The organism is Serratia sp. YC16 (genome assembly GCF_009707615.1).
GTDB classification, from domain to species: domain Bacteria; phylum Pseudomonadota; class Gammaproteobacteria; order Enterobacterales; family Enterobacteriaceae; genus Serratia; species Serratia surfactantfaciens.
In genome coordinates, this window is sequence record NZ_WLYN01000002.1 from 826899 (window position 1) to 845028 (window position 18130).

The 18130-nt window shown below is 60.5% G+C and carries 19 protein-coding genes; 9 read left to right on the top strand and 10 right to left on the bottom strand.

Features of this window, described 5'->3' with window-relative positions; all coding sequences use genetic code 11:
* Window positions 1-112 precede the first annotated feature (112 nt).
* Genes potC through GKN89_RS11470 form a run of 4 tightly spaced genes read right to left on the bottom strand, consistent with a single transcriptional unit; the run spans window position 113 to window position 3150 of the window.
* Window positions 113-895 carry a spermidine/putrescine ABC transporter permease PotC gene (potC, locus tag GKN89_RS11455; RefSeq protein WP_019454791.1) on the bottom strand — a complete coding sequence of 261 codons (783 nt, stop codon included), beginning with the start codon at window positions 893-895 and terminating at the stop codon, window positions 113-115.
* Window positions 892-1752 (bottom strand): spermidine/putrescine ABC transporter permease PotB, encoded by an 861-nt coding sequence (gene potB / locus GKN89_RS11460; RefSeq protein ID WP_154747003.1) that lies wholly within the window; start codon window positions 1750-1752, stop codon window positions 892-894. The genes potC and potB overlap by 4 nt, the downstream gene beginning before the upstream one ends.
* A complete protein-coding gene (gene potA, locus GKN89_RS11465) occupies window positions 1736-2851 on the bottom strand; it encodes a spermidine/putrescine ABC transporter ATP-binding protein PotA (protein ID WP_019454793.1) in 1116 nt (371 codons plus the stop codon). Before potA ends, potB begins: the two co-directional genes overlap by 17 nt.
* An 8-nt stretch (window positions 2852-2859) precedes the next feature.
* Complete coding sequence (locus GKN89_RS11470) at window positions 2860-3150, bottom strand: hypothetical protein (protein ID WP_139285533.1); 291 nt, start codon at window positions 3148-3150, stop codon at window positions 2860-2862.
* A gap of 57 nt (window positions 3151-3207) precedes the next feature.
* Between GKN89_RS11470 and pepT the strand changes: the two genes are divergently transcribed.
* The 5 genes from pepT to GKN89_RS11495 all read left to right on the top strand — a co-directional run bounded on the left by pepT (window position 3208) and on the right by GKN89_RS11495 (window position 7330).
* On the top strand, window positions 3208-4437 hold the full coding sequence (pepT, locus tag GKN89_RS11475) for a peptidase T (RefSeq protein ID WP_063919251.1): 1230 nt from the start codon (window positions 3208-3210) through the stop codon (window positions 4435-4437).
* 292 nt (window positions 4438-4729) lie between these two features.
* Complete coding sequence (locus tag GKN89_RS11480; protein WP_154747004.1) at window positions 4730-4987, top strand: immunity protein; 258 nt, start codon at window positions 4730-4732, stop codon at window positions 4985-4987.
* Between the two features lie 129 nt (window positions 4988-5116).
* Window positions 5117-5710, top strand: coding sequence for an S-type pyocin domain-containing protein (locus tag GKN89_RS11485; protein WP_370520196.1), 594 nt, complete (start codon window positions 5117-5119; stop codon window positions 5708-5710).
* Window positions 5707-5979 carry a hypothetical protein gene (locus tag GKN89_RS11490; RefSeq protein ID WP_154747006.1) on the top strand — a complete coding sequence of 91 codons (273 nt, stop codon included), beginning with the start codon at window positions 5707-5709 and terminating at the stop codon, window positions 5977-5979. Before GKN89_RS11485 ends, GKN89_RS11490 begins: the two co-directional genes overlap by 4 nt.
* A 262-nt stretch (window positions 5980-6241) precedes the next feature.
* Window positions 6242-7330: a malate/lactate/ureidoglycolate dehydrogenase gene (locus tag GKN89_RS11495; RefSeq protein ID WP_154747007.1), complete on the top strand. Its 1089-nt coding sequence runs from the start codon at window positions 6242-6244 to the stop codon at window positions 7328-7330.
* Window positions 7331-7370: 40 nt separating this feature from the next.
* Here the strand turns inward: GKN89_RS11495 and GKN89_RS11500 are convergent, their stop codons facing one another.
* The 3 genes from GKN89_RS11500 to phoP form a co-directional block, all read right to left on the bottom strand.
* Window positions 7371-8492 carry a cupin domain-containing protein gene (locus GKN89_RS11500; RefSeq protein WP_019454798.1) on the bottom strand — a complete coding sequence of 374 codons (1122 nt, stop codon included), beginning with the start codon at window positions 8490-8492 and terminating at the stop codon, window positions 7371-7373.
* An 84-nt stretch (window positions 8493-8576) separates the two neighbouring features.
* Window positions 8577-10034, bottom strand: coding sequence for a two-component system sensor histidine kinase PhoQ (gene phoQ, locus GKN89_RS11505; RefSeq protein ID WP_025160271.1), 1458 nt, complete (start codon window positions 10032-10034; stop codon window positions 8577-8579).
* 5 nt (window positions 10035-10039) lie between these two features.
* Window positions 10040-10711, bottom strand: coding sequence for a two-component system response regulator PhoP (gene phoP / locus GKN89_RS11510; RefSeq protein ID WP_004941169.1), 672 nt, complete (start codon window positions 10709-10711; stop codon window positions 10040-10042).
* 379 nt (window positions 10712-11090) lie between these two features.
* Here phoP and GKN89_RS11515 point away from each other — a divergent pair, with 379 nt between their 5' ends.
* Window positions 11091-12119 carry an ADP-ribosylglycohydrolase family protein gene (locus GKN89_RS11515; protein ID WP_154747008.1) on the top strand — a complete coding sequence of 343 codons (1029 nt, stop codon included), beginning with the start codon at window positions 11091-11093 and terminating at the stop codon, window positions 12117-12119.
* Here the strand turns inward: GKN89_RS11515 and GKN89_RS11520 are convergent.
* Window positions 12116-12880, bottom strand: a complete 765-nt coding sequence (locus GKN89_RS11520) for a GntR family transcriptional regulator (protein WP_063919253.1) — start codon at window positions 12878-12880, stop codon at window positions 12116-12118. The genes GKN89_RS11515 and GKN89_RS11520 overlap by 4 nt on opposite strands.
* Window positions 12881-13012: 132 nt before the next feature.
* Here GKN89_RS11520 and GKN89_RS11525 point away from each other — a divergent pair, with 132 nt between their 5' ends.
* The 3 genes from GKN89_RS11525 (at window position 13013) to GKN89_RS11535 (ending at window position 15819) form a co-directional block, all read left to right on the top strand.
* Window positions 13013-14527 carry a PLP-dependent aminotransferase family protein gene (locus tag GKN89_RS11525; protein ID WP_025160270.1) on the top strand — a complete coding sequence of 505 codons (1515 nt, stop codon included), beginning with the start codon at window positions 13013-13015 and terminating at the stop codon, window positions 14525-14527.
* Window positions 14528-14643: 116 nt separating this feature from the next.
* Entirely contained in the window at window positions 14644-15096 is a 453-nt protein-coding gene (locus GKN89_RS11530) for a GNAT family N-acetyltransferase (protein ID WP_154747009.1), read from the top strand.
* Window positions 15097-15111: 15 nt separating this feature from the next.
* Window positions 15112-15819: a GNAT family N-acetyltransferase gene (locus GKN89_RS11535; RefSeq protein ID WP_195934005.1), complete on the top strand. Its 708-nt coding sequence runs from the start codon at window positions 15112-15114 to the stop codon at window positions 15817-15819.
* Window positions 15820-15867: 48 nt separating this feature from the next.
* On the opposite strand, the gene purB is transcribed toward GKN89_RS11535, so the two are convergent.
* Both purB and hflD read right to left on the bottom strand, forming a co-directional pair.
* Window positions 15868-17238: an adenylosuccinate lyase gene (gene purB / locus GKN89_RS11540; protein WP_154747010.1), complete on the bottom strand. Its 1371-nt coding sequence runs from the start codon at window positions 17236-17238 to the stop codon at window positions 15868-15870.
* 22 nt (window positions 17239-17260) lie between these two features.
* Window positions 17261-17887: a high frequency lysogenization protein HflD gene (gene hflD, locus GKN89_RS11545; RefSeq protein WP_019454806.1), complete on the bottom strand. Its 627-nt coding sequence runs from the start codon at window positions 17885-17887 to the stop codon at window positions 17261-17263.
* Window positions 17888-18130 lie beyond the last annotated feature (243 nt).

Here is an 18130-nt window from a genome sequence, read left to right on the forward strand (position 1 = left end):
TATCCCAGCGGCAAATCAGCGGGTTAACCGAGTCGGGGTGAGCAAAAACGGCCGCTGGCATATCACTGCGGCCAATGAAAGAGACGGGCGCCGCAGCGCCCGACGGGAAGGATTACTCGGCCTTGGGCGAGCGATCGCGCATCACCCACTGGCTGGCGATCACCAGAACCAGCGACAGCAACAGCAAAATGGTGGCCAGCGCATTGACCTCCGGCGAAACGCCGACTTTAACCATCGAATAGATCTTCAGCGGCAAGATCTCGTAGCTCGGTCCGGTGACGAAGGAGGAGACCACCACGTCGTCCATCGACAGGGTGAAGCTCAGCAACCAGCCGGCCGCTACCGCCGGCAATGCCAGCGGCAGGATGATCTTGCGCAGAATGGTGAACTCGCTTGCGCCGAGATCGCGCGCGGCCTCCAGCATCTTCACGTCGAAGCCTTTCAGGCGCGCGTAGACGGTCACCACCACAAACGGCAGGCAGAAGGTGATGTGCGAGAACAGCAGCGACCAGAAGCCGAGCGAAATGCCGAGCAGCATGAACAGCACCAGCAGCGAAATCGCCATCACGATATCCGGCGACATCATCACCACGAACAGCATGCCGCCGACGAATGGTTTGCCGCGAAAGCGGTAGCGGTACAGCGCTACCGCGGTCAGCGAGCCGATCAGTGTGGCGAAGGTGGCGGAGAGCACCGCCATGGTCAGCGAGTGGCCCGCCGCCTGCAGCAGGCTGTCGTTGTTGAGCAGCGTGCTGTACCACTTGGTGGTGAACCCTTGCCAACTGATGCCGAAGCGCGAGGCGTTGAAGGAGTTGACGATCAGAATGACGATCGGGATATACAGATAGGCGTATACCAGCGTCATAAAGCCGCCGCGCAGCAGACGTCCGATCATGCCAGATCCTCCTTCTTGTTCAGCAGGCGTGCGGCCCGGTAATAAACCAGCAGCAACAGCCCCATCACCAGCGTCAGGCAGATGCTGGTGGCCGCGCCGAACGGCCAGTCGCGGATATTGAGGAACTGGCTTTTAATCACGTTGCCGATCAGCAGATTCTTGGCGCCGCCCATCAGATCGGCGATGAAGAACAGCCCCATCGCCGGCAGCACCACCAGCAGGCAGCCGGCGATAATGCCCGGCATGGTCAGCGGCACGATAATGCGGACAAAGGTTTGCAGCTTGCTGGCACCGAGATCGCGCGCCGCCTCCAGGCAGGATTTATCGAGCTTTTCGATGCTGGAGTAGAGCGGCATCACCATAAACGGCAGCAGGATATACACCAGGCCGAGGATCACCGCTTCCGAGGTGTACATGATGCGCAGCGGCTTGTCGATGACGCCGATCCACAGCAGCGCGTCGTTGAGATAGCCGCGGGTGCTGAGAAATAGCTTCAGGCCGTAGATGCGGATCAGCGAGTTGGTCCAGAAGGGTACGATCAGCAGAAACAGCAGCAGCGGCCGCATCTTCTGCGGCAACCGCGCCAGGATAAAGGCGAACGGGTAGCCGATCACCAGGCAGCACAGGGTGGCGATCAGCGCCATGTTCAGCGAGTGCAGCAGCACCTGGGCATACAGCGGATCGAACAAGCGGCGGTAGTTGTCCAGCGTGAACACCATTTGCACCAGGTTGGCGTCGTCGCGGGTCAGGAAGCTGGCGCCGATGATCATCAGGTTCGGCATGAAGACGAACAGCAGCAGCCAGGCGACGACGCCGACGATCACCACATTCTGGAAGACTTTACGCGATTTCTTCATCGGCCAGTACCACCTCCCAGCTTTCGACCCAGGTCACCGCCATCTTCTGATTGAGCGAGTGATCGACGTCCGGATCGTCTTCGTTGAAGAACTCGCTGACCATCACCGTCTTGCCGCTCTCCAGCTCGACCACCGATTCCAGCGTCATGCCTTTGTAGTTGCGCTCGCGCACGTAGCCGATCAGCCCGTCGTGTTGCGCGCTGTCGTTCACTTCTTCCACCCGCAGATCCTCCGGACGCAGCAGCACCTTTAGTTTTTGGCCCGGTTCTACCGGCAGATCGGCGTAGATGTCGCATTCGCGGCCCTCGACGTTGGCGCGCACCCGCTGTGGATCGAGGCGTTGCAGGACCACCGCGTCGAAGATGTTGATCTCGCCGATGAAGCTGGCGACGAACAGGTTCTTCGGCTCTTCGTAGATCTCACGCGGCGTGCCGTCTTGCTCGATGCGGCCTTCGCGCATCACCACGATGCGATCCGACATGGTCAGCGCTTCTTCCTGATCGTGGGTGACGAACACGAAGGTGATGCCGAGCTTGCGCTGCAGCGCCTTGAGTTCGTTCTGCATCTGCTTGCGCAGTTTGTAGTCCAGCGCCGACAGCGATTCGTCCAGCAGCAGCACCTTCGGCTTGTTGACCACCGCGCGGGCGATGGCCACGCGCTGCTGTTGGCCGCCGGAGAGCTGGCCCGGCCGCCGTTGGGCGAAGTCGTCCAGCTGCACCATGCGCAGCGCTTCTTCGACGCGCGGCGTCAGTTCGGCCGCCGGCACCTTTTGCATGCGCAGGCCAAAGGCGACGTTATCGAACACCGACATGTGCGGAAACAGGGCATAGCTCTGAAACACGGTGTTGACGTGGCGATGTTCGGCCGGGATAGCGGTGATGTCCTGGCCGTCGAGCACGATGCGGCCCCGATCGGCGTCTTCCAGCCCGGCGATCAGGCGCAGCACCGTGGTTTTGCCACAGCCGGAGGGGCCGAGAATAGTGAGGAATTCGCCGTGGTTAATGGTCAGTCCGAGATCGGCAATGATGGTTTTGCCATCGAACGCTTTGCTCAGGGCATGCAGTTCAACAAGGGGTGCGCGAGAGGATGTCTCAGTCATTTATCGTCTTACTCTATCCCGTGGGCTAATGCAGATAGAACCGCAACTGGAAAAGACTGCCGGAGCTTGCGGGAATGCCCGCTGATCAAATGAAGCTCAAACCAGTTGCGCCAATGGAAATTTTTCGAGCGCGCATGATAGACGCTGAATGCCGGAATTGAAAGCCGATCCGGCCCAGATGCCGCGTTTTTCATCATGATAGCGACAAATGACCCTGTGATGACAGTGTTATTTCCCTCTGAAATCATCACAAAGATTAATGATATTGGCGAATTCTGGTTAAAAATGACCTGACGCAATATTTGATCCTGATCGGTTCCGCATAATGAAACGCGATATTCTGAGGGGCCGCTACCATGGACAAATTACTTGACCGCTTTTTCAACTACGTCTCTTTCGACACTCAATCCAAAGCGAACGTAAAGCATGTGCCGAGCACCGACGGGCAGTTGAAGCTGGCGCGCGCGTTGCAGCAGGAAATGATCGCGCTCGGCTTCGAGCGGGTGTCGCTCAGCGAACACGGCTGCGTGATGGGCACCTGGCCGGGCAACGTCGCCTGGCCGGTGCCGGCGGTCGGCTTTATCGCCCATCTGGATACCTCGCCGGATTTCAGCGGCAAGCACGTCAATCCGCAGATCGTTGAGAACTATCGCGGCGGCGACATTGCGCTGGGCATCGGCGATGAGGTGTTGTCGCCGGTGATGTTCCCAATCCTGCATCAGATGCTGGGGCAGACGCTGATCACCACCGACGGCAAAACGCTGTTGGGCGCCGATGACAAGGCCGGCATTGCCGAGATCCTCACCGCCATGGCGCGCTTGCGCGCGCGCAACATCCCGCACGGCGACATTCGCGTGGCCTTTACCCCGGATGAAGAGGTGGGCAAGGGGGCGCAGCTGTTCGACGTCGCAGCTTTTAATGCTGAATGGGCCTATACCGTGGACGGCGGTGGCGTCGGTGAACTGGAGTGCGAAAACTTCAACGCCGCCTCGGTGACGATCAAAATCCTTGGCAACAGCGTGCACCCCGGCAGCGCCAAGGGCGTGATGGTCAACGCGCTGTCGCTGGCCACCCGCATTCATCAGGCGCTGCCGGCGGACGAAGCGCCGGAAACCACCGAAGGTTACCAGGGCTTTTATCACCTCAGCAGCATCAAGGGCAGCGTAGAGCGCGCCGAAATGCACTACATCCTGCGCGACTTCGAGCGCGAGGGGTTCGAGGCGCGCAAGCGCAAGATGGTGGACATCGCCCGCGAGGTCGGCAAAGGCTTGCCGCGCGATTGCTATATCGAAGTGAGCATCGAAGACAGCTATTACAACATGCGCGAACAGGTGGCGGAGCACCCGCACGTGATCGCGCTGGCGCAGCAGGCGATGCGCGATTGCGACATCGAACCGGTGATGAAACCGATCCGCGGCGGCACCGACGGCGCGCAGCTGTCGTTCCGCGGCCTGCCGTGCCCGAACCTGTTCACCGGCGGCTACAACTACCACGGCAAGCATGAATTCGTGACCCTGGAGGGCATGGAGCAAGCGGTAGCGGTAATCATGCGCATCGCGGCGCTGGCCGCCGAGCGGGCGCGGTAAACGCCTTTGTTCCCCGGCCGGCTTGCGCCGGCCCGCATTCCCTTTTCTGATACGCCCGGCGGGCTCAGCGTGCCCGCCGTTCTCTGCCTCATTGTTGTCCCCTTCACCATACAACTTGTGGTGAGGAAATCCCGTTATCCGCAGAGATAAAGTGCTGGTTATGCATACAGGACAAATACTGCTACGCTTGAAGACTATAGAATAAATGAAAAGGAACAGTCGCTTTATACAGATGGGGCCCTACAAGCCGCATATGAACAAGAGCTGAAAGATGCTATGGGAGGGAAGAATAATGCCTTTAAAAGATATCGTTAAAAATGAAAGTGTAGAAGATGTGCTAACTTTTTTGGGGCTGACCTCTGATTACCGTAAATTGGATCGTCTATATACCTACAATCGCTTTGATGCAATTTCCAGCGGGGAACTCTCTTCTACTTACGATGCATTATTCCAAAAAGGGGTGCTTCAAGATCAAAATGGAAAAGTAGTTAAAGGCCCCAACTGGAAAGAGCCGAAATTCGTAGCCGAGAAAAAATACGGTATCGAATAGCTATAGTTATGGTCTGATTAGTGTATTTTTAACCCCCAGCAAAAGAAAGTTTGTTGGGGGTTTTCTTTTGGTGATGAACCGGGCAGAACGAAACTAATAAACCTAGTACCGACCGGGCTGGCAGCGCCAGTGCATACCGGCACCGGCATCAGGCAGGCGGACAGCATCGTGGTCACCACCTTCCCGGCGGATGTGGTGCAGGATCTGCAAGACTTTATCCTGTGGCAGCCGGATGCGCTGGAAACCGGAGTTGAAGCTGTCTATGTGATGGTGAGCAAGCCCTATGGTGAAACCAACGCCAGGGGCAAATACAGCGGTCGTGAATACAACACCAATAAAGCTGGAGGCCCCATTCAGAATCTGGATTGGAAAGGGGCCAGCATCGACCGTGCCGGCGTGGATAAAGTGAAACTGCATACTGGGCGTTTTACAGAGTCAGACGCTAACAAAGTGATGATCGGCCGCCTGGAAAAGATCCTGAAGGGAGAACTGCACCCCACCGATACTGACAGGCGGTTTTATACACATGAGATCAGAGAATTGGAGCGTTATCGCAATTTGGGTATTAGAGATGGCTCGGTGCCAGATAATCAAGGGGAAGTGTGGAATAATACGCATACTGCGACGTTGGAAGATTATCAATTAGGCAACAGCGAGGCTTTGCTCTATACGCAGGAGGCTTTAGACGTTGCTGAACAACAAGAGTTGAGGATGCTAAAATGATTGATTTAGAACGCTTGGCAAAAGAAGAAAAAATTTCTGACGTCATTGCCTTTTTGGTGAGAAATGAGGATGGGTTTGGTTATCCCCAAATGGATCGATTCTTTAGTCGCCATAATTTTACAGTAATTGGGAATGGTGAATTCAGGCGGGTGTTCGAACAGTTACGTCAGAATGGCGTGATTGAATGGGGTGACAAAATGCTTGTTAAAAAAGGTCCCAATTGGAAAGAGCCGAAATTCGTAGCCGAGAAAAAATACGGTATCGAATAGCCGTGGTTATGGTCTGATTCGTGCTTCTTTAACCCCCGGCAAACGAAATTTTGTTGGGGGTTTCTTTTTTGGCTGGTGGGGGCGCCATAACGCAAGCCTTTATGCCGGGTGGCTAAAGTAGCGGCCCTCGCTTTTTTGTCGCCTGGGTTAACGTGCGGATACTGTAGGTAAAACGGGACGCTTGCGATCGGCATAATCGCTTGCCGCAACAAGGCGTTGCTCATAGTGTGGAAGCCTATTCCCCACGCATAAGGACCGCATGATGAGCACCGAATACCGCATCGCCAGCCCGCATTTGGCGCAGTTCGTTCAGGCGATTTGGCGCCAGGCCGGCAGCACGGCGCGTGAAGCCGAGCTGGTGGCCGACCATCTGGTGCAGGCCAATCTGGCCGGGCACGACTCGCACGGCGTCGGCATGATCCCCAGCTACATGGCGTCGTTGGCGCAGGGGCAATTGCAGCTTAATCAACATGCCGAGGTGGTGCGCGACGCCGGCGCAGTGCTGACGCTCGACGGCGCACGCGGCTTCGGTCAGGTGGTGGCCAGCGAAGCGATGGCGCTGGGCATTGAGCGCGCCGGCGAGCTGGGTCTGGCGGCGGTGGCGCTACACAACGCACACCATATCGGCCGCATCGGCCATTGGGCGGAACAGTGCGCCCGCGCCGGTTTCATCTCGATTCACTTCGTCAACGTGGTGGGCGATCCGATGGTGGCGCCGTTTGGCGGCAGCGATCGCCGCTTCGGCACCAACCCGTTCTGTGCCATTTTCCCGCGGCCGGGCCGCACGCCGCTGCTGTTGGACTTCGCCACCAGCGGCATCGCTTTCGGCAAGACGCGGGTGGCTTATAATAAAGGGTTGTCGGTGGCGCCGGGCTATCTGATTGACGAACACGGTCAGCCGACCACCGAGCCGAAAGTGATGCACGAAGCGCCGTTCGGTTCGCTGTTGCCGTTCGGTTTGCACAAAGGCTACGCGCTGGCGGCGATGTGCGAAATCCTCGGCGGCGCGCTCTCCGGCGGCCGCACCACCCATGACGCTACGCTGAAAGCCGACAGCGACGCCATCTTCAACTGCATGACGACCCTGATCCTCGATCCTCAGGCTTTCGACGCCCCGCAAATGCAGGCCGAAGCCGAAGCGTTTATCGGCTGGGTCAAAGCTTCGCCGCCGAGCGGCGAACAGCCGATTGCGGTGCCGGGAGAGTGGGAGGAGGCCAACCGCGCGGCGCGGCTGGAGCAGGGCATTCCGATCGACGCCACGACCTGGCAGCAGATTTGCGCTGCGGCGGAGCAGGCCGGCATGACGGCGGGGGAACTGGCGGATTATCGCGCGCAGGCGCGGCAGGCATAAAAAAAGCCACCCGAAGGGTGGCTTGTTCGCGTGACGGCAATCAGTCGTTAAAGTACCAATAGCCGCTGTTGACCAGCGCGGTCAGCAGTGCCAGGAACGACGGATCGTCCATCGCTTCGCCGAGCAGGGCGGCGTCGACGCTGAAATGCTGGCACAGGGCGTCTGCGGCCTGCAGCTGGTCGGTGTCGATCAGCTCGCCGTTGACGAAGCAGCGATCGCCGATGCGCAGCACGCGCAACCCGCCCAGGCGCTGCAGGGCTTCACCCTGTTGCAGCAGTTCGTAGATTTCCCCGGCCTGATACGGTGGCTCCGGCGGCGCCAGATCCAGCTCGTGGCGCGACTGGGAGATAAACTCGCCGAACCAGTGCTGGAAGTGTTCCGGCTGTTGCACCAGATCCAGCATCATCTGCCGTAAGGCGTCCACTTCCTGCGGCAGGATCTCCGCCGGGTGTTCGCGCAGTGTAACGTCCGGATCGCCGTAGCGCTTGCTGCCCAGCTCGCGTGCCAGCACGTAGTCGGCGAAGCCGCTCACCAGCTCGCGGCCGTTCGGCGCGCGGAAGCCCACCGAGTAGTTGAGCGCGTTTTCCAGCGCGTAGCCTTCATGCGGGAAGCCCGGCGGAATGTAGAGAATGTCGCCCGGCTCCATCTCTTCGTCGATGATGGCGTCGAACGGCTCCACCTGCAGCAGATCCGGGTGCGGGCAGTGCTGTTTCAGCGGCGTTTTTTCCCCAACGCGCCAGCGACGGCGGCCGGTGCCCTGAATGATGAACACGTCGTACTGATCGAGGTGCGGGCCGACGCCGCCGCCCGGCACCGAGAAGGAGATCATCAGGTCATCCATCCGCCAGTCCGGTAGTTGGCGGAACGGGCGCATCAGCGCGGCGGAAGGCTCATGCCAGTGGTCCACCGCCTGCACCAGCAGCGACCAGTTGTTTTCGCTCAGGTGGTCGAAGCTCTCGAAGGGGCCGTGCGCAACCTGCCAACGGCCGTCCTGGTGGCTGACCAGACGGCTGTCCACTTCGTTTTCCATCGCCAGCCCGGCCAGCTCATCCGGGGAGATCGGATCGATAAAGTTTTTGAAGCCGCGCTTCAGAATCACCGGACGCTTTTGCCAATAACGTTGCAAAAAATCGTTCCAGTCCAGATCTAATTGATAATCCATGTTCTATTCCAGGATAGAGGAGTGAGCCTGAGTGCGATTATAACGGAAGTTTGGCCCCGTGGATCGGGGCCGCAGAGGCATAATTTACTCGTTGTGGTGGGTGTCGTGCTGGCGGGCGAAGGTAACCTGCATGCGCGCGCCGCCGAGCGGGCTGTCGCTGATGACGATTTCGCCGTCGTATTGCTCGATGATCTCCGCCGCCACCGACAGGCCAAGGCCCTGACCGGGCCGCAGAGTATCCACCCGCTGGCCGCGCTGGAAGATCAGCTGGCGCTTGCTTTCCGGGATGCCCGGGCCGTCATCGTCGATAACGATGGTGAGGTTTTTCTCGGAGTGCAGCGAGGTGATTTCCACGAACTCCAGGCAGTATTTGCAGGCGTTTTCCAACACGTTGCCCATCACTTCCATAAAGTCGTTCTTTTCGCCCATAAAGGTCACTTCCGGCGAGATGTCCAGCGTGATCACCACCCCTTTGCGCTGATAAACCTTGTTCAGCGCCACCACCAGGCTGTCGAGCAGTGCCGGCACCGAGTGGATCTCGCGCGTCAACACCGTCTGGCCGGAGTTGATGCTGGCCCGGTGCAGGTAGTAACCGATCTGCTGCGAGATGCGCCCGATCTGATCCAGCATGATCGGCTCGGCTTCTTCGATGGTGGTTTGCTTGCCGCTGCGCAGTGAACGCAGGGTGCTTTGCAGCACCGCCAGCGGCGTTTTCAGGCTGTGGGTCAGATCCGACAGGGTGGTGCGATATTTGGTGTAACGCTGGCGTTCGTTGCGCACCAGAATGTTCAGATTGCGCACCAGCCCGCGCAGCTCGCTGGGCGGATTCTCATCCAGCTGATCGCGCTCGCCGTTCTCCAGCTCGCCCACCTGATTGACCAGCGCCTTGATCGGCCGCAGGCTCCAATAGGCCGCCAGCCACAGCAGCGGCACCACCAGCAGCAGGTTGGCCAGCAGCACATAGCTGAACCACTCCCACACCACGTCGGAGCGCTGCAGCTCTTGCGGAATACTGTCGACCACCACGATGGTCAGCGCCGGCAGCCGCGCCGTTGCGGCATAGGTGTTGACCGCCACCGAGTGGGTCAGCGCATTCTGATCGGTATCATCATAATTCTTCAGCTGATCCTGCGCTTTGGGGTTATCCCCCAGCACTTCGCTACTGATGCGGGTATCGGTGTCAATTTCGTAGAAGCCGGACTCCTCCAGCCACTCTTTGTTGATCAGCTTCTCCAGCTCCGGCACCTTACGCTGGCTCCACAGCAGGTTGCCTTTATCGTCGTAGATAAACACCAGCGTGGGGAAGTTGAGATCGATGTCGGGGGGAATGGCGATGGTGAGTTTGTTGTCTTTCCACTGCGCCAGGCTGAAGAACAGGTTGCTTTCGCCGCGCAGCAGGCGGAAGGCGGTTTTATCGAAGCTGACGATATAGCCGACGACCGCCACCAAACCGTAAGAGAGCGACAGCGCCAGGATCACCCCGGCGGTCGCCATCAGGAAACGGGCGCGTAGCGAAAACGGTTTTTTATTCTTGTTGAACATCATGTTCACTTCGCGTCAAAACGATAGCCCTGGCCACGTACCGTGGTGATCACTTCATGCGGGTATTCCGCCTGCACCTTCTTGCGCAAGCGGCCCATCAGCACGTCGATGGTGTGGCTCTCGCGCAGTTCGGCGTCAGGGTAGAGCTGCAGCATCAACGAATCCTTGCTCACCACCTTGCCGGCGTTGCGGATCAGGGTCTCGATGATGGTGTATTCAAAAGCGGTCAGCTTGATTTGCTGATCGTTGACGCTCAGTTCGCGGCGCGACAGATCGATCTGGAACGGCGGCAGCACGATCACCTGTGAGGCCAGGCCGCTGTTGCGGCGCATCAGCGCCTGCATGCGGGCGATCACTTCTTCCAGGTGGAACGGCTTGGTGACATAGTCGTCGGCGCCGGCTTCCAGCACCGCCACTTTGTCCTGCCAGCTTTCGCGGGCGGTCAGCACCAGGATCGGCAGCTTGGTCTGGTGCGCGCGCCAGCGGCGGATCAGGCTCAGGCCATCTTCACCCGGCAGGCCGAGATCGACGATGGCGATATCCGGCGCATGCTCCTGCAGGAAATAATCGGCTTCTTTGGCGTCTTCCGCCGCGTCAACCTGGTGGCCCATCTCGCGCATCTGAACGGAAAGGTGGTGGCGCAGCAAACCATTATCTTCAACAACCAGTACTCGCATGGCGAACTCCTGAGACTATGCGGGTGAACGTCCTGTCACCCACGCGATAAAAAGGAACACGCTCTGCGGCGTGTCAGGGGATAGCGCGCGGTCACCTGAACCATTTTGGCAAAAAGTGCTGAGGCTATGGTAGGTATAACCCGCCCGGCCCGCAAGAGAGCCGAAGCAATGTATTAAAATAAGCGCTATCAATTTGTTCGCCGCCATTATCGACAAGTTCTGATAAACGTCGGATAAACAGCGGCGGGGCAACGTTAAACGCAACTTAAACACGTCGGGCATTATCGACAGGAGAAAGTATGAACCGGCGCGCTTGAAAAGCTTTAAAGGTACTAATAAGGTATTATTAATGTGTCGGCACACTTTTCAGGAGCGAAGGATGAAGCAGTTAACCCAGGCAGAACGCGTAGCGGGCGCACTTTACGGACAGATGCTGGGCGACGCGCTCGGCATGCCTTCCGAGCTGTGGCCGCGCGAGCGGGTTAAGCGCCACTTCGGCTGGATAGACGGCTTTCTCGATGGGCCGGCGGAGAACTCGGCCGCCTGTTACTTCAAGGCCGGGCAATATACCGACGATACCGCGATGGCGTTGGCGCTGGCCGATGCGCTGCTGGAAGCGGAAGGTGAGGTGGTGCCGGCGCTGATCGCCCGCAACGTAATCCGCTGGGTAGACAGTTTTGATGCCTTCAACAAGAACATTCTCGGCCCCAGTTCCAAGCTGGCGTTGAGCGAGCAGAAAGCGGGAACGCCGATCGCCGAGTTGGAAAACAACGGCGTCACCAACGGCGCGGCGATGCGCATTTCGCCGTTGGGCTGCGTGCTGCCGTCTGCACCGCTGGAGGATTTCTGCCGGCAGGTGTGGCTGGCCTCCAGCCCGACGCACAAATCCGACATCGCCGTCGCCGGTGCGGTGGCGATCGCCTGGGCGGTGGCGCGGGCGGTAGAGGGCGCGGATTGGGTCTCGATTCGCCAGGCGCTGCCGGGCGTAGCGGAATATGCCCAGCGCCGCGAAGAAACGACCTTCAGCCCCTCGCTGGCGGCGCGCATTGAGCTGGCGTTTCAGGTGGTGGATGAGGCAGGCGATCCCGAGCAGGCCTCCGAGCGGGTGTATCAGCTGATCGGCGCCGGGGTGAGCACCATCGAGTCGGTGCCGGCGGCGCTGGCGATGGTGCATCTGGCGCACACCGATCCTACCCGTTGCGCCGTGCTGTGCGCCAACCTGGGCGGCGATACCGACACCATTGGCGCGATGGCCACGGCGATTTGCGGCGCGCTGCACGGCGCCGAAGCGATGGACCCTGCGCTGCTGGCCGAGTTGCGGCGGGTGAACCCGCTGGACGTCGAGGCTTATGCCCAGGCGTTGGTGCGTTTTCGCCGTCGGCGGCAGGGCGAAGCGTCAACGAGCTAACTTTCGCTGGTAAACTCGTACATGTCGCTGCGGCAGAAGCTCTCGCTGTATTCGATCGGCTTTTTATGGTGGTCGAACAGCGTCTGGCGCACGATCAGCAGCGGCATCGGTTCTGACAACAGCAGCGCCTGACGGGTCTCGTCGTCGGCCATCGCCGCGCTGACCTGGCTGCGCAGCGATCCCATCCCCACGTTATTGCGCCGGAAGTAGTCGTACAGCGAGATGCCGATCTCGTCGACGTTGGCAATCGCCGCCGTCACCACGTAGGACACCGCCACCGACATCGGCCGTCGATCGATAAAGTGAATGCGTTTGAGTTGGTAGATCGGCGTTCCGGCCGCCAGTTGGAGCTTTTCCGCCAGTTCGACGCTGGCCGGAACCCGTTCGCGGCTGATCCATTGCGTATCCGGCCGGCGCCCCTGCGATATCACCTCGCCCGAGAATCCTTTGACGTCCGCCAACGAATAGCACAGCTTCGGCTCGGGCCGCTGCGGTTGAATAAAGGTGCCGTAACCGCGCGAACGGCCGATGATGCCGTCCTGCTCCAGACAAGCCAGCGCTTTGCGCACCGTGATGCGCGAGATGCCGAGCTGTTCGGTGAACAGGCGCTCGCTGGGCAGGAAGTCCCCCGCGTTCAGCAATCCTTGCTCGATGGCTTGGCGCACCGAGGCGTTGAAGCGCAGATACAGCGGCATCGCGCCCGCGCTGGCCAGATCTCGCTGCAGTTTGTCCAGCAGGCGCTGGTTGGTCTCCTTGCTCATAGCCGTCCTGTAGCCTCAATGCGATGGCTTATTTAAGGGGATTTCGCCGGGCAGCGCAACCGCCGCCGCCGAGGGTGTGAAATGAGGTAGAGTAGAGTGCCATCGCCCCGAGTTCGGAGAAACAGATTGCCCATGAGCGACAACCCATCCTACATGCACGACGCGGCGATCCTGGCCGCTTTCGCGCAGCAGCGTCAGCAGGGCCTGACCCGGCGTTCGGCGCTGCATCAGGCCCTGCTGCAACTGATCGCCGCCGGGGAGCTGGCCTGGCGAACCCAGTTGCCGCCGAGCCGCGCGCTGGCGGCCCGGCTGGCGGTGGCGCGCGATACGGTGGAGCAGACCTACGCGCGGCTGGAGGCGGAGGGCTACATCAGCCGGTCGGTGGGGCGCGGCAGCTTTGTTCGCTACCGTTGCGACACGCTGCTCGGCCGTGAACTGTTGGCGACGGCAGCGGGGCAAGAGGCGCAGCTGGCGGAGCGCGAGCTGAGCGATCGCGGCCGGGCGCTGCTGGCGGTCAGCCATACGCCGCATACCAACCGCCAGGCGTCGCTGACGCCTTCGCTGGCGGATCTGCGGGCGTTTCCCATCGACGCGTGGCTGCAGTGGGAAAAGCAGGCGCTGCGGCGGCACGGCGAGCGGCTGTTGGGCTATGCCGATCCGCAGGGGCTGCCGGAGCTGCGCGCGGAGATCGCGCTCTATTTGCAGCGGGAGCGGGGTGTCAAGGCGACGGCGGAGCAGGTGATTGTGGTAACCAGCTCGCAGCAGGCGCTGGCGCTGTGTACCCAGGTGCTGTTCGATCCCGGCGATGCGGTGTTCGTCGAAGAACCGGGCTACCAGGGGGCGAAAAAGCTGGTGCAGTCGGCGGGGCTGCAGGCGCGGCCGATCGGCATCGATGAGAAGGGGCTGGATGTCGGGCAATTGACGCGCGCGCCAGGTGGCGGGCGAGGCGTTTACATCACGCCGTCCCATCACTATCCGCTGGGGTATTCGCTGAGCCTCGAGCGGCGTCTGGCGTTGTTGCAGTGGGCGCAGCACCGGCGGGCCTGGATCATCGAAGACGATTACGACGCCGAGTTCAACTACGACCGACAAACCAAGGCGGCGCTGCAGGGGCTGGACAACGGTGGGCGCACGCTGTACATCGGCACCTTCAGCAAGACGTTGTTTCCGGGGCTGCGCATCGGTTTCATGATTGCGCCGCCGCAGCTGGTGCGCCCGCTGGTCGCCGCCAGGCAGTTTCAGGACGGCTACACGTCGGCGCTGGCGCAGATGACGCTATTCCACTTTCTGCATGAGGGCGGTTACGCCGAGCATCTGCGCAATATGCGCACGCTGTACAAGGCAAGGTTGGATGTGTTGTACGGCGCGGTACTCCGGTATCTCGCGGCCTGGACGCGCCCGGCGCTGCCGCAGGGCGGCCTGCAGCTGGTTTGCCCGTTGGCGGATGCGGCGACGGAGCGACGGCTGGTGGCGGCCGCTGCCGAACGGGGAATGCGGCTGTACGGCCTGGCGGACTTTTACACCGGTGCGCCGCAGCGCGGGGCGCTGGTGCTCGGTTTCTCGGCCTATACGCCGGATGAGATCGTGCGCTTTATCGCCGCGTTGGCGCAGGTGTTCAACGCGCTGCCGGTAGAAAGCGACGGCTAGCATTGGTCTGCTCTTTGTTTTGAATTGGTCCGTATTGCGCCGCCGTCGCGCGGTGTATTCTGCCGCTATCCGATTGTTTCCCTAGTGGAAATAATATCTTAACCCCGTGAGGCGCTATGAATCCATCAAACCCTGAAGTGACTATCCGCAGAATCAATGGCGATGACAAAGCGCAATGGCTGGCGCTGTGGCAGGGCTATCTCGACTTTTACCGCGCCGACGTGGCGCCGCAGGTGACCGATCGCACCTTTGAACGTCTGGGGCAGGATGAACAGGTGTTCGGGCTGGTGGCGGAGGATGCCGAAGGCCGGCTGTTGGGGCTGATGAATCTGGTGTTCCACCCGTCCACCTGGAGCGCGGTCGGCTATTGTTATATCGAAGATCTCTATGTGTCGCCGCAGGCGCGCGGCCATAAGGTGTCGGAAAAACTGTTCGAGCAGGCGTATCGGCTGGCGGAGGCGCGCGGCAGCGATCGGGTGTATTGGATGACCCAGGAGTACAACGCGCCGGCGCGCTCGCTGTACGACAAAATCGGCAGAAGAAGCTCGTTTATCGTGTATACCCGTTAACCGCAGGAGGCGTGTATGGCAATGAATCGTTATGGTCAGCCGGTTGGCGAACCGATGCCGGATTGGCAACCGGCTCGCCGCCCGGGCGGCGCGACGCTCGGCGGGCGTTTCTGTTCGCTGGCGCCGCTCGAGCCGCAGCGGGATTACGCCGCGCTGTTCGAGGCGTTTCAGCTGGCGCCGGACGGCCGCGACTGGACCTATCTGTCTATCGAACGGCCCGACACGCCGGCGGCGATGCTGCAGCATCTGGAGACGCTGCAGGCCAACCCGACGCTGGTCAACCTGACGGTGTTCGACGCCGTTAACGGGGAGCCGGTGGGGACGGTGGCGCTGATGCGCATCGACGAAGCCAACGGCGTGCTGGAAATTGGCCACGTCAGCTGGTCGCCGTTGATGAAGCAGCGCTCCAGCGCCACCGAAGCTATTGCGCTGCTGCTGCGCTACGCCTTCGACACGCTCGGCTACCGCCGCTGCGAATGGAAGTGCGACAGCCATAACGCGCCGTCCCGCCAGGCCGCGCTGCGCTTTGGTTTTCGTTATGAGGGCAACTTCCGCTTTGCGGTGATCACCAAGGGGCGCAGCCGGGATACCGACTGGTTCGCCATCACCGGCGATCGCTGGCCGGAAGTCCGGCAGGCGCTGGACAGCTGGCTGAGCCCGGACAACTTCGATGCGCAAGGGCGGCAGAGAGCCCGGCTGCAGGTGTTACGCGGCGAATCATAAGCAAAAAGGCGGCCCGTGGGCCGCCTTGTCGTCGTGGGGCTAAAGCGCTTACTTCAGCTCGTCGACCATGGTGGTGGCGCGGCCGATGTAGTTGGCCGGGGTCATCGCCTTCAGACGGGTTTTCTCTTCTTCCGGTAGCGCCAGACCGTCGATGAACGCCTGCATACCGGCAGCGTCCACGCGCTTGCCACGGGTCAGCTCTTTGAGCTTCTCGTAAGGCTTTTCGATGCCGTAGCGGCGCATCACGGTCTGGATCGGCTCGGCCAGCACTTCCCAGTTGTGATCCAGTTCGTCCAGCAGGTGCGCCTGGTTCACTTCCAGCTTGCTGATGCCCTTCAGGGTGGACTGATAGGCGATCAGCGCGTAACCCAGGCCCACGCCCAGGTTGCGCAGCACGGTGGAGTCGGTCAGATCGCGCTGCCAGCGGGACACCGGCAGCTTGCCCGCCAGGTGGCCCAGCACGGCGTTGGCCAGGCCCAGGTTGCCTTCGGAGTTCTCGAAGTCGATCGGGTTGACCTTGTGCGGCATGGTCGAGGAGCCAATCTCGCCGGCGATGGTCTTCTGCTTGAAGTGGTTCAGGGCGATGTAGCCCCAGATGTCGCGGTCGAAGTCGATCAGGATGGTGTTGAAACGCGCCACGCAGTCGAACAGCTCGGCGATGTAGTCATGCGGCTCGATCTGGGTGGTGTACGGGTTCCAGGTGATGCCGAGCGAGGTGACGAACGCTTCGCTGAACTGGTGCCAGTCCACTTCCGGGTAAGCGACGATGTGGGCGTTGTAGTTGCCGACCGCGCCGTTGATTTTACCCATGATCTCCACGCGCTCCAGCTGACGGAACTGGCGTTCCATGCGGTAGACTACGTTGGCGAACTCTTTGCCGACGGTCGACGGGGTCGCCGGCTGGCCGTGGGTGCGCGACAGCAGCGGGATATCGCGGTATTCCTGCGCCAGTCCGCTGAGGGCGTCGATGATTTTGCGCCAGTAAGGCAGCACCACGTCCTGACGGGCGCTCTGCAGCATCAGCGCGTGCGACAGGTTGTTGATGTCCTCGGAGGTGCAGGCGAAGTGGATGAACTCGGACACCGCGTGCAGCGCAGGCACCGCCGCCACTTTTTCCTTCAGGAAATACTCGACCGCTTTCACGTCGTGGTTGGTGGTGCGCTCGATGGTTTTGATGCGCTGAGCGTCTTCTTCGTTGAATTCCGCGACGATTTTGTCGAGGAAAGCGTTTGCGTCGGCGTCAAAAGCGGGAACTTCCTTGATTTCTGCGCAGGCCGCCAGTTTTTGCAGCCAACGTACTTCAACCTGTACGCGGAATTTCAGCAGACCGTATTCGCTGAAAATGGGGCGCAGTGCGCTGACTTTATCACCGTAGCGTCCATCAACGGGGGAAACGGCGGTCAGTGAGGATAATTCCATCGGTAGCAACTCCTGGGATCGATTAACAATGAGCAACGATATTTTGCGCCTGCTTGAACAGACGATTACGGGAAAACATTAACTGCAGGCGGCTGCCGCCGACCTGTTGCCACAGCACGGCGGCGCGAATGCCGGCCAGCAGTGCAGCGCGAACCTTGGCCTGCACCTGCGGGTTCTGCAGGATGGCCGGTGAGCCGGTCACCTGGATGCGCGGCCCGAGCGGGCTGACCACGTCGACGTAAATGCCGGCCAGCGCGCTGATGATGGTGTCCGACTCCAGATCGAAGTGCGCCAGCTGGCGCTCGAGCTGGCCGAGGCGTTCGCCGAGCGTGTTCATCGCCTGTTTGTTGGCGTTGAGCTTGCGCTCCAGCACCATCAGGCTGATGGTATAGCGGGTCAGTTCCGCGCCAGGCCCTTTGTTGTTGGCGTTAAGCACGCCCATCAGGGTTTCGAGGCCGACCATCAAATGGCGTTCTTCACCGCCGAACACCGCCAGCGTGGAGGGCGGGTCCATCTGCAGCAGGCTTTTCAGCGAGGTCTGAAACGCTTCGCGGTTACATTGCCCTTCATGGGCCAACTGCTGAACCAAACGCGCCGCCTGGCTGATTCCCGCCATGGCCAGCGTGATGTCATAATAATTCTTCGCCACGATTACTCCTGTAAACGCTGTGAACGGTACATGGCTTACTGCATAAGGTTGTGTGTATCGCCAGGGTAACGGCGGCGGCCGCGAACGGGAACGATCGGGCGTGGCTGTAACAACGATGACAACGAATGCCGCGGATCATGCCATAAAATCGAGGGTAAACCCAGCGTCTAATACGCCTGCGGTGAAGCGGATGCGCCATGCGGCGCAGAACTGCGCAAATAGGCGGCGAAAATGGCCGGCGTG

Bases quoted from the DNA above. Each gene is read 5' to 3' on its own strand.
- potC (WP_019454791.1), bottom strand. From the start codon at position 895: ATGATCGGACGTCTGCTGCGCGGCGGCTTTATGACGCTGGTATACGCC.
- potB (WP_154747003.1), bottom strand. From the start codon at position 1,752: ATGAAGAAATCGCGTAAAGTCTTCCAGAATGTGGTGATCGTCGGCGTC.
- potA (WP_019454793.1), bottom strand. From the start codon at position 2,851: ATGACTGAGACATCCTCTCGCGCACCCCTTGTTGAACTGCATGCCCTG.
- pepT (WP_063919251.1), top strand. From the start codon at position 3,208: ATGGACAAATTACTTGACCGCTTTTTCAACTACGTCTCTTTCGACACT.
- GKN89_RS11480 (WP_154747004.1), top strand. From the start codon at position 4,730: ATGCCTTTAAAAGATATCGTTAAAAATGAAAGTGTAGAAGATGTGCTA.
- GKN89_RS11490 (WP_154747006.1), top strand. From the start codon at position 5,707: ATGATTGATTTAGAACGCTTGGCAAAAGAAGAAAAAATTTCTGACGTC.
- GKN89_RS11495 (WP_154747007.1), top strand. From the start codon at position 6,242: ATGAGCACCGAATACCGCATCGCCAGCCCGCATTTGGCGCAGTTCGTT.
- GKN89_RS11500 (WP_019454798.1), bottom strand. From the start codon at position 8,492: ATGGATTATCAATTAGATCTGGACTGGAACGATTTTTTGCAACGTTAT.
- phoQ (WP_025160271.1), bottom strand. From the start codon at position 10,034: ATGTTCAACAAGAATAAAAAACCGTTTTCGCTACGCGCCCGTTTCCTG.
- phoP (WP_004941169.1), bottom strand. From the start codon at position 10,711: ATGCGAGTACTGGTTGTTGAAGATAATGGTTTGCTGCGCCACCACCTT.
- GKN89_RS11515 (WP_154747008.1), top strand. From the start codon at position 11,091: ATGAAGCAGTTAACCCAGGCAGAACGCGTAGCGGGCGCACTTTACGGA.
- GKN89_RS11520 (WP_063919253.1), bottom strand. From the start codon at position 12,880: ATGAGCAAGGAGACCAACCAGCGCCTGCTGGACAAACTGCAGCGAGAT.
- GKN89_RS11525 (WP_025160270.1), top strand. From the start codon at position 13,013: ATGAGCGACAACCCATCCTACATGCACGACGCGGCGATCCTGGCCGCT.
- GKN89_RS11530 (WP_154747009.1), top strand. From the start codon at position 14,644: ATGAATCCATCAAACCCTGAAGTGACTATCCGCAGAATCAATGGCGAT.
- GKN89_RS11535 (WP_195934005.1), top strand. From the start codon at position 15,112: ATGGCAATGAATCGTTATGGTCAGCCGGTTGGCGAACCGATGCCGGAT.
- purB (WP_154747010.1), bottom strand. From the start codon at position 17,238: ATGGAATTATCCTCACTGACCGCCGTTTCCCCCGTTGATGGACGCTAC.